Here is a 14,313-nt window from a genome sequence, read left to right as displayed (position 1 = left end):
CGACTGATAGAAAAAACAGTAAGAAGGTAATTCATCTCAGGAGATACTGGAAGTCCGGATTCTCAATACATAAATAGGATCTATGCGCTCTGAAACTCCTGCGGTGAGTGGAACTTAAAAACAGTATAGCAATGAAACATTTATTCCGTGGTTTACTTTTGGTTGCAGTCATCTTATGCTGCAACTTCCAACAGGCCTTTGCACAGCAAATGCCGCCCATCCCTATCGACAAGAACGTACGTATTGGAAAGTTGGACAATGGTCTGACCTACTACATCCGTAAGAACAATCTGCCTGCCAACCGGGCTGACTTCTACATTGCCCAGAAAGTGGGTTCTATTCAAGAAGAAGAAAATCAACGCGGATTGGCACACTTCCTGGAACACATGTGTTTTAATGGGACAACTCACTTCCCCGGTGATGCCTTGAAGCAATACCTGGAGCGTATCGGCGTTAAATTCGGTGAAAACCTGAACGCATATACGGCTATCGATGAAACGGTTTACAATATCTCCAATGTACCCGTCAAAACTCCCGGTGCAGTAGACTCCTGCCTGCTGATTCTACACGACTGGAGTAATGACCTGACACTCGATCCGAAAGAGATTGATAAAGAACGCGGCGTCATCAATGAAGAATGGCGTACACGCATGAGTGCCATGATGCGTATGCAAGAGAAGCTTCTGCCAATGATGTATCCGGGTGACAAATACGCCCATAGCTTCCCCATCGGCACCATGGACGTAGTGATGAATTTTAAGCCGCAAACCTTGAGAGACTATTACGAAAAATGGTATCGTCCCGACTTACAGGGAATCGTCATCGTCGGTGATATCGATGTAGATGCCGTAGAAGCTAAAATCAAAACAATGTTTGCCGACATCCCTGCACAGCCTAATGCGGCAGAACGTATCTACTATCCCGTCGCAGACAATAAAGAACCGATTATCTGTATCTTGAAAGACAAGGAACAGCCTCATGTCCAAGTTCTACTCTTCAATAAACACGAAGCAGTTCCCGATAACCAGAAAGGAAATGTGGACTATCTGATACAGCAATACGCCAAGAATCTGATCAGCATTATGCTGAATGCACGTTTGAACGAACTGGTTCAGACAGCCAATCCACCCTATATTTATGCAAGAGCAGACGATAGCAACTTCTTTGTTGCCAAAACCAAAGATGCATTTCTGGGGATCGTGGTTTGCAAAGAGGACAGCATCGAAAATGGTATCGCCGCCATGCTCCGCGAATTAGAACGTGCCCGCCAATTCGGCTTCACCGAAACAGAATACAATCGTGCCCGTGCCGAATACTTGCGTCAGTTGGAATCTTCTTACAATGAACGTGACAAACAGAAAAACGAAAAGTATGTAAATGAATATGTCCGCCACTTTCTTGATAACGAACCTATACCGGGCATAGAGAACGAATATACAATCATCAACCAGATCGCCCCCAATATTCCGGTGGCAGCAATCAACCAATTGATGAAAGGACTGATTACAGACGACAATCAGGCGCTGGCCCTTTTCGCACCCGAAAAAGAGGATCTGAAACTACCATCCGAAGCCGCTATCGCAAAACTGCTGAAGGATGCAAAAACCGAAAAGCTGACTGCCTACGTAGATAAAGTATCAGACGAACCCTTAATGGCTGAAGCGCCGAAAGGTGGTAAGATTGTTTCGGAATCAAAAGACGACATCTTTGGAGCAACTACTTTGACCCTTTCTAACGGAGTAAAAGTGATTATAAAGAAAACTGATTTCAAGGCAGATGAAATCCGGATGAAAGGTGTCAGCCTGGGAGGTAGTTCCGTATTCCCGGATTCGGAAATCATCAATATAAATGGTCTGGATGCAGTCGGAGTCGGTGGTTTGGGTAACTTCAGTGCTGTAAACCTTGAAAAAGTGCTCGCCGGAAAGAAAGCATCGGTTAGTTACGATATCGCAAACAAGACCGAAAGCGTTTCAGGAAGTTGTTCACCCAAAGATTTCGAAACGATGATGCAACTCACTTACCTTACATTTACAGCACCGCGTAGAGACGATGATGCATTTGCTTCATATAAAAATCGTAATAAAGCCGCATTAAAGAATCAGGAATTGAATCCGAATGTGGCCTTCAGCGACTCTATCCAAGCCGGCATCTATATGAAACACCCGAGAATCATACGCATAAAAGCTGACATGGTGGATCAAATGGATTACGACAAGATTCTGTCTATGTATCAGGATCGCTTCAAAGATGCAAGTGACTTCACATTTATCTTTGTCGGTAACGTAGATGTAGAGAAAATGAAACCGGTAATTGCCGAATATCTGGGTGCGCTCCCCGCCGTTAACCGCAAAGAAACTTTCAAAGATAACAAAATTGAAATGCGTCAGGGCATTTACAAGAACGAGTTTACCAAGCAGCAAGAGACACCGAAAGCTTCCGTTTTCGCTTTCTACAACGGAGATTGCAAATATGACCTGAGAAACAACCTCTTGCTTAGCATGACAAGCCAGATTCTGGATTTGGTCTACACAGAAAAAGTACGTGAAGACGAAGGAGGTACATATGGTGTATATGTAGGCGGAACGCTACAAAAATATCCAAAAGAAAAAGCAATCCTGCAAATCATCTTCGATACGGCTCCCGAAAAGAAAGAGAAGCTGATGAAGATCATTTTCGGAGAAATCGATAACATAACGAAAACAGGCCCGTCGGAAGCCAACTTGAACAAAGTGAAAGAATATATGCTGAAAAAGCATACCGAAGACCTGAAAGAAAACAGCTACTGGCTGGGAAGTATCGACGAATACTTATATACCGGCATGAACCGCATGAATGATTATGAAAAGATAGTCAATAGCATTACGGTGAATGACATCCGGAAATTCGCTGACGACCTCTTCAAACAGAAAAATGAAGTGGAAGTGACAATGGTCAGCCCGGAAAAGAAATAATAAGACCTTGCAGCACGCAGATGATGCAACCCAAACAGATAAGAAGTTGTATTATCTGCGTGCTCTTTTTTGTCGAAACTTAAATAAAACGGTACCATGCTATTCAATGAACTACGCCTGCACGGCAAACTTGCAGCCAAACGACATCCGATGTACGAAAAGAATAAAATAGGCAAATACATCATGTATGCGTCCTTTATTTTCTGGGGTGCTTACTTTATATTTATTGGCATCGGTCTGGCAAAAGCCATCAGCACAGAAGTTCCCAATATGGAAGCCTATCATATTTTGAATAGTGGACTGATATTTGCGCTTGCCCTGGACTTTGTAATACGTTTCCCATTCCAAAAAACTCCTACACAAGAAGTAAAACCTTACCTGCTACTTCCGGTAAAACGAAGCCGTATACTCGACTTTCTGCTTCTCCGCCACGGGCTCAGTTCTTTCAATCTTATCTGGCTGTTCCTGTTCGTACCGTTCGCAGCACTCACAGTCTTTCCTTTTTATGGAATATCAGGAGTTCTCACTTACAGCATCGGCATTTGGTTACTGATGGTTTTCAACGGATATTGGTATCTGCTTTGCCGTACGCTGATTAACGAACATATTTGGTGGGTGGTACTTCCCATCGTTGTCTACAGTGGAATCGCCATCGCTATTTTTATTCCCAAAACGGGATTTATAAGTAACTTTTTCATGAACCTGGGAGAAGGTTATATCGAAGGAAATCTACTTGCTTACCTGGGTACATTGGCAGCCACTGTTCTGGTATGGTGTATCAACCGTAAAGTGATGACCGGTTTAATATACAACGAAATCAATAAAGTAGAAGACACAAAAGTAAAAACCGTATCCGAATACCGTTTCCTGGAACGCTTCGGAGAGGTAGGCGAATATATGCGTCTGGAATTGAAGATGCTTCTACGCAACAAACGCTGTAAGGCCTCACTCCGGTCGGTAGCAATGCTCGTAATCATCTTCTCCATCATACTGAGTTTCAGCAGTACGTATGACCACATGAAGAGTTTTGTCCAGGTATACTCCTTCCTTGGATTCGGTATGGTGATTCTGATACAACTTATGGGATTTGAAGGAAACTATATCGACGGACTGATGACTCGCAAAGAATCCATCAAAAGCCTGTTGACAGCCAAATATTATATCTATAGCTTGGCGGAAATCATTCCGCTGATCCTGCTGATACCGGCTTTTGTGATGGGAAAAGCCAGCCTGCTGGGTGCTGTCGCACTAATCTTTCTGACAACAGGTCCTGTCTATTGCATCTTGTTCCAACTGGCGGTATACAACCATAAAACCGTACCACTCAATGAAAGCATCACAGGCAAACAAAGTATGAATACCGGAATGCAGATGTTAATCAGTTTCGGACTTTTCATCGTACCAACCACACTCTATGGCACGCTCCCCATGCTGCTGGGACAAACATGGGCCTACATTGTCATATTAATCATCGGATTAGGCTTCACCTTGACCTCTCCTATGTGGATAAACAATGTATATGTCCGTTTCATGCAACGCCGTTACGAAAACATGGAAGGATTCAGAGATAGTAAATAACGATTCAACATTTATTTTATAGAAAAAGAATATGATTACCATACATAACCTCCAGAAAAACTTCGGCACCCAAACAGCCGTCGATATCGAGAATTATACAATCAATCAGGGAGAGATGGTCGGCCTGGTGGGTAACAATGGAGCCGGAAAAACAACTTTGTTCCGTTTAATGCTGGACCTGCTGAAAGCTGATACCGGTGAAATCATTATCAACGACATTCATGTGAGCCAAAGCGAAGACTGGAAAAGTTTTACCGGTGCATTTATCGATGACGGATTCCTGATCAGTTACCTGACTCCGGAAGAATATTTCTATTTTATCGGTAAAATGTACGGACTCAAAAAAGAAGAAGTGGATGAACGCCTGATCCCCTTCGAACGTTTTATGAACGGGGAAGTATTGGGACAAAAGAAGTTTATCCGTAACTTCTCGGCGGGCAATAAGCAAAAGATCGGTATCGTGTCGGCCATGCTACATTATCCGAAACTGATCATTCTGGACGAACCGTTTAATTTTCTGGACCCAAGTTCACAATCCGTCATTAAACATCTGCTGAAAAAGTATAATGAGGAACATAATGCCACGGTCATTATTTCGAGCCATAACCTGAACCATACGGTGGATGTCTGTCCTCGTATTGCCGTGCTTGAGCATGGAGTCATTATCCGTGACCTTGTAAATGAAAACAATTCGGCAGAAAAAGAACTGGAAGATTATTTTAATGTAGAAGAAGAATGAATGTATGAAGAAACACCTTTTTAATCTGTTACTTTTCACCGTCTTAGTTATCGGCCTGAGTGGCTGCCGCACCTCTGCTCCCAAACTAGACTATAAGAAATTGGCCCGTGCTTCTGTACGCTTGGGCGTAGACATCGGAATGGAGGATAACCATAAACTCTACCTGGAAGCAGCCGAATGGATAGGTACTCCCTACCGGGGAGGCGGAGAGACCAAACGTGGCACAGACTGCTCGGGAATGACCTGCCAGATTTATAAAAAGGTATATCATACCAAACTGCAACGAAGCACAGACGGTCAGAAGAAAGAGAGCAGTAAAGTTGCCCGGCGAAATCTTCGGGAAGGTGATCTGGTATTTTTCAGTAGCCGGAAATCGCGCAGAAAAGTGGCACACGTGGGCATCTATCTCAAAGACGGAAAGTTTGTTCATGCCAGCACCAGCCAGGGAGTCATTGTCAGCAGTCTCAATGAACCCTATTACCGGACTCACTGGATATCGGGAGGCAGAGTACGCAAATAACCTTTATTGAAATAAAAAATTCACTATCTTTGCCGAAAATTCCGCAAATGAAATACACTGTTTATTTATTCGACTTTGACTATACACTGGCAGACTCTTCGCGTGGCATCGTAACCTGCTTCAGAAGCGTACTCGAGAGACATGGCTACACCGGTATCACTGATGATATGATCAAACGCACCATTGGGAAAACGCTTGAAGAATCGTTCAGCATCCTTACGGGAATTACTGACGCCGACCAACTGGAATCATTCAGACAAGAGTATTCCAAAGAGGCAGATATATACATGAATGCAAATACCATTCTTTTCCCGGATACTCTCCCCACGCTTACACACCTGAAAAAACAGGGAATCCGTATCGGAATCATTTCAACCAAATACCGATTCCGGATACTGAGTTTCCTGAGAAATCACATGCCGGATGATTGGTTTGACATCATTATCGGAGGTGAAGATGTGACACATCATAAACCCGATCCTGAAGGTTTGCTACTTGCCATCGACCGATTGAAGGCATGCCCCGAAGAAGTATTATACATCGGTGACAGTACAGTGGATGCAGGAACAGCCGCCGCTGCCGGAGTTTCTTTTACCGGTGTTACCAGCGGTATGACTACTGCCCAAGAGTTTCAGGCCTATCCCTACGACAGAATCATCAGTACTCTTGGCCAGCTAATCTCCGTTCCGGAAGACAAATCCGGCTGTCCACTCTGAACAATCCAACCGGATGACATCCGTTCATCGAATAACAGTACAAAAAGAAAGTAAATATCTGTTTTTCATAACAGAGTCCTTGTCCGTTTCCGACATCCGGAGAGAAGAAAAAAGCCAAATGGAGACTTTAGAGGCCGAAAAGACGGGCTTCCGGGCTCGGAAAGCCTGACTTTTCGCAAAAAGAAGCAAACATTTGGCCGAAAAGACGTAAGCATTTACCGAAAATGTCCTTATGTTTTGGAAATATCTCCTATTGTTTTCCCAAATATCTCCTATTGTTATTCCAAATCCGGTCTGAAAGGGACACTCCGTCTTCCGGTTGGCAACCGCAGGCAGAGCTTTCTGAAGTGACAAAAAAATCGGAATGCAATCCCATCCGAAGCACTTTCACCACCGACACGACTTTTTCCTTTCCTTGTGCGTACCATCAATCAAAAGCCCCAAGATATATGTCATCGGGAAAAACCTTCAGAACGCGTTTTTTTCACCCAGGCAAGCATCCCGTCCGAAATAAACGATTCTGAGGAGTTCCGATTATCAAAGTGACAAAATGAATAAAGTCACATCCCATTTAATAATCAACCTTCTAACTGCCCCTACCCGCAAGAAGAAAAAGAGCAAAATAACATACTGCAAACAAAAAAGAAAAAGAAAAACTTGTCCGAAACAAATAAAAGCAGTAATTTTGTACCCTGATTATTCCGCACCGGGTTTGAGCAAGTGTTTTTTAAGTGATTAAAGACCACCCGACGGAGCTAACTTACATTTATTTATATAAGATGTACGCAATTGTAGAAATCAACGGTCAGCAATTTAAAGCTGAAGCTGGCCAGAAATTGTTCGTTCACCACATTCAGAATGCAGAGAACGGTGCAACAGTAGAATTTGACAAAGTTCTTTTGGTAGACAAAGACGGAAACGTTACTGTAGGTGCTCCTACTGTAGACGGTGCAAAAGTAGTTTGCCAGATTGTTTCAAGCCTGGTTAAAGGTGACAAAGTTCTTGTTTTCCACAAGAAAAGAAGAAAAGGTCACAGAAAGTTGAACGGTCACCGTCAGCAGTTCACAGAGTTAACAATCACAGAAGTAGTAGCTTAATCAATTTTAAAAGTAAGAAGAAATGGCACATAAGAAAGGTGTCGGTAGTTCTAAGAACGGCCGCGAATCACAGAGCAAAAGATTAGGCGTTAAGATATTTGGTGGCGAAGCTTGCAAAGCAGGTAACATCATCGTTCGTCAAAGAGGTACTGAATTCCACCCGGGTGAAAACATCGGTATGGGTAAGGACCACACTCTTTTCGCTTTAGTAGATGGAACTGTAAACTTCAAAGTAGGTAGAGAAGACAGAAGATATGTTTCTATCATCCCTGCTGAAGCAACAGAAGCATAAATTTCCGGAGTTTAAAGGAAATTGTAAGAAATTGAAGAAAGAGATGCAATCGGTTGATTGCGTCTCTTTTCTTTTTTATACAAGACGTACCCTCTTATCTTATTTTTATATATCTTTGTAAACTCAAAGAAGAAAGTTCATAAATAAAGTATAGATATGCTTACCATTAAACAAATTACAGAAAACACCGACGCGGTAATCCGCGGTCTGGAGAAAAAACACTTCAAAGGAGCCAAAGAAACAATTGCCCAAGTAATCGAAGTGAATGACAAAAGACGTAATACACAAAATCAATTAGATAAAAACCTGGCAGAGGTAAATTCACTTTCGAAAACGATCGGTCAGTTGATGAAAGAAGGCAAAAAGGAAGAAGCTGAAGTTGCAAAAGCCCGTGTAGCCGAGATAAAGGAGAGCAATAAAACACTGCAGGCCGACATGGACCAAGCTGCCAACGACATGCTGAATCTGCTGTATACCATTCCCAATATTCCCTACGACAGTGTGCCCGAAGGTGTTGGTGCCGAGGACAATGTGGTTGAGAAAATGGGAGGTATGGAAACTCAACTTCCCACAGATGCACTCCCCCATTGGGAACTGGCTAAGAAATACGACTTGATTGACTTTGATTTGGGTGTAAAAATAACCGGTGCAGGTTTTCCTGTTTACAAAGGCAAAGGAGCTCAACTGCAACGCGCACTGATTAACTTTTTCCTGGATGAAGCACGTAAATCCGGATATACCGAAATCATGCCTCCAACAGTTGTAAACGCTGCTTCCGGCTATGGAACCGGACAACTTCCGGATAAAGAAGGACAAATGTACCATTGCGAAGTAGACGATCTCTATCTGATTCCGACGGCTGAAGTTCCGGTAACTAATATCTACCGTGACGTCATTTTGGATGAAAAGCAACTTCCTATTAAAAACTGCGCTTATACACAATGCTTCCGTCGGGAAGCCGGCTCTTACGGTAAAGATGTACGCGGGCTCAATCGCCTTCACGAATTCTCTAAAGTAGAATTGGTGCGTATCGACAAACCGGAGCACTCCCGTCAGTCACATCAGGAAATGCTGGATCATGTAGAAGGCCTGCTCCAGAAGTTGGAACTCCCTTACCGTATTCTCCGTCTCTGTGGTGGTGATATGAGTTTTACCGCTGCGCTTTGCTTTGATTTCGAAGTATATTCCGAAGCACAGAAGCGCTGGTTGGAAGTCAGCTCTGTATCTAACTTCGATACTTACCAAGCCAACCGATTAAAATGCCGCTATCGTAGCGGAGAAAAGAAAACCGAACTTTGCCACACACTGAACGGATCGGCACTGGCATTGCCCCGCATCGTAGCAGCCTTGCTGGAAAACCATCAGACTCCGGAGGGTATCCGGATTCCGAAAGCATTGGTTCCCTACTGCGGATTTGACATGATAGACTGACATAGAATCAGGTAAGCTCATCCAAGCCCGCTCTTCTCTGTCGATTAGGGCTATAGCCGGATATAAAATCAGAACAAAACAAACTGATTTACACTGATAATAAAGCCATCCCCTCAAAAGGATGGCTTTTCTTTTGTTTTTTACAAATTAGCAGTATCTTTGCACACTAAGAACATTCTGATAGCAATTACGTAATAAATCCAACAAATTAATTAGATAATGAACAAAATCATTAGCAAAGAACACTTTTCGGAGAAAGTATTCAAACTTGTCATTGAAGCTCCGTTGATAGCAAAATCACGCAAAGCAGGTCATTTCGTGATTGTGCGTGTCGGTGAAAAGGGAGAACGGATGCCACTGACCATTGCAGCCGCCGACCCGAAGGCAGGAACGATCACCCTGGTTGTTCAGGAAGTAGGGCTCTCTTCTACCCGCCTTTGCGAACTAAACGAAGGAGACTATATCACCGACGTAGTAGGTCCATTGGGACAAGCTACCCACATTGAAAACTTCGGAACAGTAGTATGTGCCGGAGGTGGCGTAGGTGTAGCTCCGATGCTACCCATCGTACAGGCCCTGAAGGCAGCCGGAAACCGTGTGATCACCGTACTGGCAGGACGTAGCAAAGAACTGATCATTCTTGAAAAAGAAATGCGTGAAAGTTCGGACGAAGTGATTATAATGACCGATGACGGATCATACGGTCGCAAAGGCTTGGTTACCGAAGGAGTAGAAGAAGTAATCAAACGGGAGAAAGTGAACAAATGTTTTGCTATCGGACCGGCTATCATGATGAAATTTGTTTGTTTGCTGACGAAGAAATATGAAATTCCGACAGAAGTATCATTAAATACAATTATGGTGGATGGCACCGGAATGTGCGGCGCCTGCCGTATTACTATCGGAGGAAAGACCAAATTCGTATGTGTCGACGGTCCGGAATTTGACGGTCACCAAGTGGACTTCGATGAAATGTTGAAGCGCATGGGAGCTTTCAAAACCATCGAACGTGAAGAGTTGCATAAACTCGATGAATGTGAAGCAACCAAAGTCATAGATGAAAACGGACGTACAGCCCCTTGGCGCGAAGCACTCCGTAAAGCTATCAAAGCTAAAGACCGTGCGAACATTGAACGCTGCCAAATGAACGAACTCGATCCGGAGTACCGGTCACACAGCCGTAAAGAAGAAGTCAATCAAGGGCTGACTAAAGAGCAGGCAGTTACGGAGGCACAGCGCTGTCTGGATTGTGCCAACCCAGGCTGTATGACAGGTTGCCCGGTAGGCATCGACATTCCCCGTTTCATCAAGAACATAGAACGTGGAGAATTCCTTGAAGCAGCCAAAACACTGAAAGAGACCAGTGCCCTGCCTGCCGTATGCGGTCGTGTATGTCCGCAGGAAAAACAATGCGAATCAAAATGTATCCATCTGAAAATGGGCAAAGAAGCCGTAGCCATTGGTCACCTGGAAAGATTTGCTGCCGACTACGAACGAGAAAGCGGACAAATCTCCGTACCTGAAGTAGGCGAGAAAAACGGTATCAAAGTGGCTGTTATCGGTTCCGGTCCTGCCGGACTATCCTTTGCAGGGGATATGGCCAAATACGGATATGATGTAACGGTATTCGAGGCGCTACATGAAATTGGCGGTGTACTGAAATATGGTATTCCCGAATTCCGTCTACCCAACAAAATAGTAGACGTCGAGATTGAGAATCTTGCCAAAATGGGAGTTACATTCATCAAAGACTGCATTGTAGGGAAAACGATCAGCGTAGAACAGTTGGAAGAAGAAGGTTTTAAGGGAATTTTTGTAGCCTCAGGAGCCGGACTTCCCAACTTTATGAACATCCCGGGTGAGAACTCGATCAACATCATGTCTTCCAACGAATATCTGACTCGTGTAAATCTGATGGATGCAGCCAGTCCCGATTCCGATACTCCGGTAGCCTTCGGAAAGAACGTAGCTGTAATTGGTGGCGGTAACACTGCCATGGACTCTGTCCGTACAGCCAAACGTCTTGGAGCCGAACGGGCTATGATCATCTATCGCCGTTCAGAAGAAGAAATGCCAGCACGTCTGGAAGAAGTGAAACATGCCAAAGAAGAAGGTATAGAGTTCCTGACCTTACACAACCCAATCGAATATCTGGCAGACGAGCAAGGACGTGTCAAACAAGTAATCTTGCAAAAGATGGAATTGGGTGAACCGGATGCCTCCGGACGGCGTAGCCCCGTCCCCATCCCAGGAGCAACAGAAACCGTTGATATCGATCTCGCCATTGTCAGTGTCGGGGTATCTCCCAATCCTATCGTCCCCAGTTCTATCAAAGGTCTGGAATTGGGCCGTAAAGGAACAATCACTGTTAACGATCAGATGCAATCGTCTATTCCCACTATTTATGCGGGAGGAGATATTGTACGCGGAGGAGCTACTGTCATCCTTGCCATGGGAGACGGACGCCGTGCCGCAGCAGCAATGAACGAACAATTGAGTACCAAGTAGAAGTATAAAGTCGGGGGGATGTTCAAAACTCGTATTCACCACAGAGTATGTGGTGAGTTATGGACACCCTCCTAACAATTTATTCTCCGGACCGGATACTCGCAATAATCGATCCTAATAAAAAATCCCTGCTAAATTGGATAATTAGCAGGGATTTTCATATTCCACAATTGAACGATTTCTTACTTCACTACACTATTTGTAGCCGGATCCGGAAAAATAACAGTCGGCTTAAACGACTTAGCTTCCTCAAAATCCATCAACGCATACGACATAATGATCACAATATCATCCGGTTGTACTTTACGGGCCGCAGCACCATTCAAGCAGATTTTACCTGATCCGCGTTCACCTTTGATAATGTAGGTCTCAAAACGCTCGCCGTTATTATTGTCGGCAATGTACACCTTCTCACCGGCAATCATATTAGCTGCATCCAATAGATTCTCATCAATCGTAATACTACCCATATAATTCAGATTGGCTTCCGTGACACGGGCACAATGAATTTTTGACTTCAACACTTCAATCATCATAAGGGGTTCGTCTTTTTTAAGTTTAAGATTCTTTGTATTTAATATTATCAATCAGTCTGACATCACCGCAGAACACTGTTATACAGCCCACTACATACGATGTTTGGTTCCAATTATCAACCTTCTGCAAAGTGTTTCCGTCTACTATCTCAAAATACTCCAGACGCAATCCCGGAACAGCAGCAATAGCATCTTCCACAAACTTCAGCGTTTCACTCACTGTGTGAGTGGCTGCAAAGGTACGACTTTTAAATAAGGTCTGAGATATTTTTAATGCATTTTCACGTTCTTCTGCCGACAGACGCGCATTCCGGCTGCTCAGAGCCAAACCATCTTCTTCACGAACAATAGGACAACCTACTATTTCAAGATCAAACTGCATCTGACGAACCATCTCACGGATGATAGCCAATTGCTGAAAATCTTTCTCACCAAAGTATGCACGATGTGGTTTCACCGCTTCGAACAGTTTACTTACTATCTGGCATACTCCATTAAAGTGTCCCGGACGGAAAGCCCCCTCCATTACAGTATCCAAAGGAGCATAACTGAATTGGCGGGTATCCGGTTCCGGATACATCTCTTCCACCGAAGGAGCAAAAGCATAAGTCGCTCCACAAGCCTCGAGCAATTTACAATCGGCATCCAGTGTGCGAGGATACTTAACAAGATCATTTTTATCATTAAACTGGGTAGGGTTCACAAAAACACTTACCACCGTTACTTCATTCTCGTTTACACTACGCTTTACAAGAGATGCGTGCCCTGCATGCAAAGCACCCATAGTAGGCACCAACCCCACCTTTTTACCCTGGGCTTTCAAAACCGAAAGTTCAGCCTGCAAGTCCTTGATCGTATGTATTACTTTCATTTTAATTGGTTTATGATTCTTAGTTGTTTGAAAAACGGTGCAAAATAAACCATAATTTACCATATAAAGAAGAAATATCGTAAATTAATGCAAAAGAAGACGAAGGAGAGTCCTAAGCAACAGGACGATTTATCACTGAAAAACAAGCACTTAACAATTCATAAGGAATTATACCGCCAGAGAACTTGCTTTAATGCCCGTTTTTTTTTATATCTTTGCAGAATATTTACGAGAACGATTGTTATTATGACAAAGGCTAACAAGGTTTTATTTATTACACAAGAGATTACTCCTTACGTTTCAGAATCCGAGATGGCCAATATAGGCAGACACCTACCACAAGCTATCCAGGAAAAAGGCAGAGAAATCAGAACATTTATGCCCAAATGGGGGAATATCAACGAACGCAGAAATCAATTGCACGAAGTGATACGTCTTTCCGGCATGAACCTGATCATCGACGACACCGACCATCCACTTATTATCAAAGTAGCTTCTATCCAGTCAGCACGTATGCAGGTTTATTTCATCGATAACGATGATTATTTTCAGAACCGGCTGCAGACAGCTGATGAAAACGGGGTTGAATACGATGATAATGATAGCCGGGCTATCTTCTATGCCAGAGGAGTGCTGGAAACGGTAAAGAAATTGCGTTGGTGTCCGGACGTTATTCACTGTCATGGCTGGATGACGGCATTAGCCCCTTTGTATATAAAGAAAGCGTATAAAGACGAACCTTCGTTCCGCGATGCAAAAGTAGTATTCTCCGTATACGAAGATGATTTCAAAGGTACATTCAACAATGACTTTGCAAGCAAACTGATGCTAAAGGGTATTAATAAAAAAGATGTAGCTACCCTGAAAGATCCGGTAGATTATGCTACACTTTGCAAATTAGCTGTCGATTACTCGGACGGAATAGTACAGAATAGTGAACATGTAAATGAAGATGTCATGAACTACGCGCGTCAATCGGGCAAATTGGTTCTTGACTATCAAGCTCCCGATGCTCTTGCAGATGCTTGCAACAGTTTCTACGATCAAGTATGGGAAGCTGAACAAAAATAAATA

12 protein-coding genes are annotated in these 14,313 nt (G+C 43.6%); 10 read left to right on the top strand and 2 right to left on the bottom strand.

Annotated elements, in window-relative coordinates; translation table 11 throughout:
- Positions 1 to 131 precede the first annotated feature (131 nt).
- From BSHG_RS12870 to BSHG_RS12910, 9 genes are all read left to right on the top strand, one after another.
- The gene (locus BSHG_RS12870) at positions 132 to 2,951 is read left to right on the top strand and encodes a M16 family metallopeptidase (RefSeq protein ID WP_008658826.1); all 2,820 of its coding nucleotides are present in this window, start codon (positions 132 to 134) and stop codon (positions 2,949 to 2,951) included.
- Positions 2,952 to 3,047: 96 nt separating this feature from the next.
- Positions 3,048 to 4,529: a DUF5687 family protein gene (locus BSHG_RS12875; protein ID WP_005785346.1), complete on the top strand. Its 1,482-nt coding sequence runs from the start codon at positions 3,048 to 3,050 to the stop codon at positions 4,527 to 4,529.
- Positions 4,530 to 4,560: 31 nt separating this feature from the next.
- A complete protein-coding gene (locus BSHG_RS12880; RefSeq protein WP_008658824.1) occupies positions 4,561 to 5,268 on the top strand; it encodes an ABC transporter ATP-binding protein in 708 nt (235 codons plus the stop codon).
- 4 nt (positions 5,269 to 5,272) lie between these two features.
- The gene (locus tag BSHG_RS12885; protein ID WP_005785341.1) at positions 5,273 to 5,788 is read left to right on the top strand and encodes a C40 family peptidase; all 516 of its coding nucleotides are present in this window, start codon (positions 5,273 to 5,275) and stop codon (positions 5,786 to 5,788) included.
- Between the two features lie 47 nt (positions 5,789 to 5,835).
- On the top strand, positions 5,836 to 6,504 hold the full coding sequence (locus BSHG_RS12890; protein WP_008767992.1) for an HAD family hydrolase: 669 nt from the start codon (positions 5,836 to 5,838) through the stop codon (positions 6,502 to 6,504).
- A gap of 779 nt (positions 6,505 to 7,283) precedes the next feature.
- A complete protein-coding gene (rplU, locus tag BSHG_RS12895; protein WP_005775748.1) occupies positions 7,284 to 7,601 on the top strand; it encodes a 50S ribosomal protein L21 in 318 nt (105 codons plus the stop codon).
- 22 nt (positions 7,602 to 7,623) lie between these two features.
- The gene (gene rpmA / locus BSHG_RS12900; RefSeq protein ID WP_005785336.1) at positions 7,624 to 7,893 is read left to right on the top strand and encodes a 50S ribosomal protein L27; all 270 of its coding nucleotides are present in this window, start codon (positions 7,624 to 7,626) and stop codon (positions 7,891 to 7,893) included.
- A gap of 156 nt (positions 7,894 to 8,049) precedes the next feature.
- Positions 8,050 to 9,324: a serine--tRNA ligase gene (gene serS / locus BSHG_RS12905; RefSeq protein ID WP_005785334.1), complete on the top strand. Its 1,275-nt coding sequence runs from the start codon at positions 8,050 to 8,052 to the stop codon at positions 9,322 to 9,324.
- Between the two features lie 219 nt (positions 9,325 to 9,543).
- Positions 9,544 to 11,832, top strand: coding sequence for a bifunctional dihydroorotate dehydrogenase B NAD binding subunit/NADPH-dependent glutamate synthase (locus BSHG_RS12910; protein ID WP_008658817.1), 2,289 nt, complete (start codon positions 9,544 to 9,546; stop codon positions 11,830 to 11,832).
- Positions 11,833 to 12,014: 182 nt separating this feature from the next.
- On the opposite strand, the gene panD is transcribed toward BSHG_RS12910, so the two are convergent.
- Together panD and panC are read right to left on the bottom strand one after the other, a co-directional pair.
- Positions 12,015 to 12,368 carry an aspartate 1-decarboxylase gene (gene panD / locus BSHG_RS12915; protein WP_005785327.1) on the bottom strand — a complete coding sequence of 118 codons (354 nt, stop codon included), beginning with the start codon at positions 12,366 to 12,368 and terminating at the stop codon, positions 12,015 to 12,017.
- 22 nt (positions 12,369 to 12,390) lie between these two features.
- On the bottom strand, positions 12,391 to 13,239 hold the full coding sequence (gene panC, locus BSHG_RS12920) for a pantoate--beta-alanine ligase (protein WP_005785326.1): 849 nt from the start codon (positions 13,237 to 13,239) through the stop codon (positions 12,391 to 12,393).
- A 246-nt stretch (positions 13,240 to 13,485) separates the two neighbouring features.
- On the opposite strand from panC, the gene BSHG_RS12925 reads away from it, so the two are divergent.
- Positions 13,486 to 14,310 carry a glycogen/starch synthase gene (locus BSHG_RS12925; RefSeq protein ID WP_008767986.1) on the top strand — a complete coding sequence of 275 codons (825 nt, stop codon included), beginning with the start codon at positions 13,486 to 13,488 and terminating at the stop codon, positions 14,308 to 14,310.
- Positions 14,311 to 14,313: the final 3 nt, after the last annotated feature.

It is taken from the genome of Bacteroides sp. 3_2_5 (assembly GCF_000159855.2).
GTDB classification, from domain to species: domain Bacteria; phylum Bacteroidota; class Bacteroidia; order Bacteroidales; family Bacteroidaceae; genus Bacteroides; species Bacteroides fragilis.
This window is presented reverse-complemented; position numbering and strand designations above follow the sequence as displayed.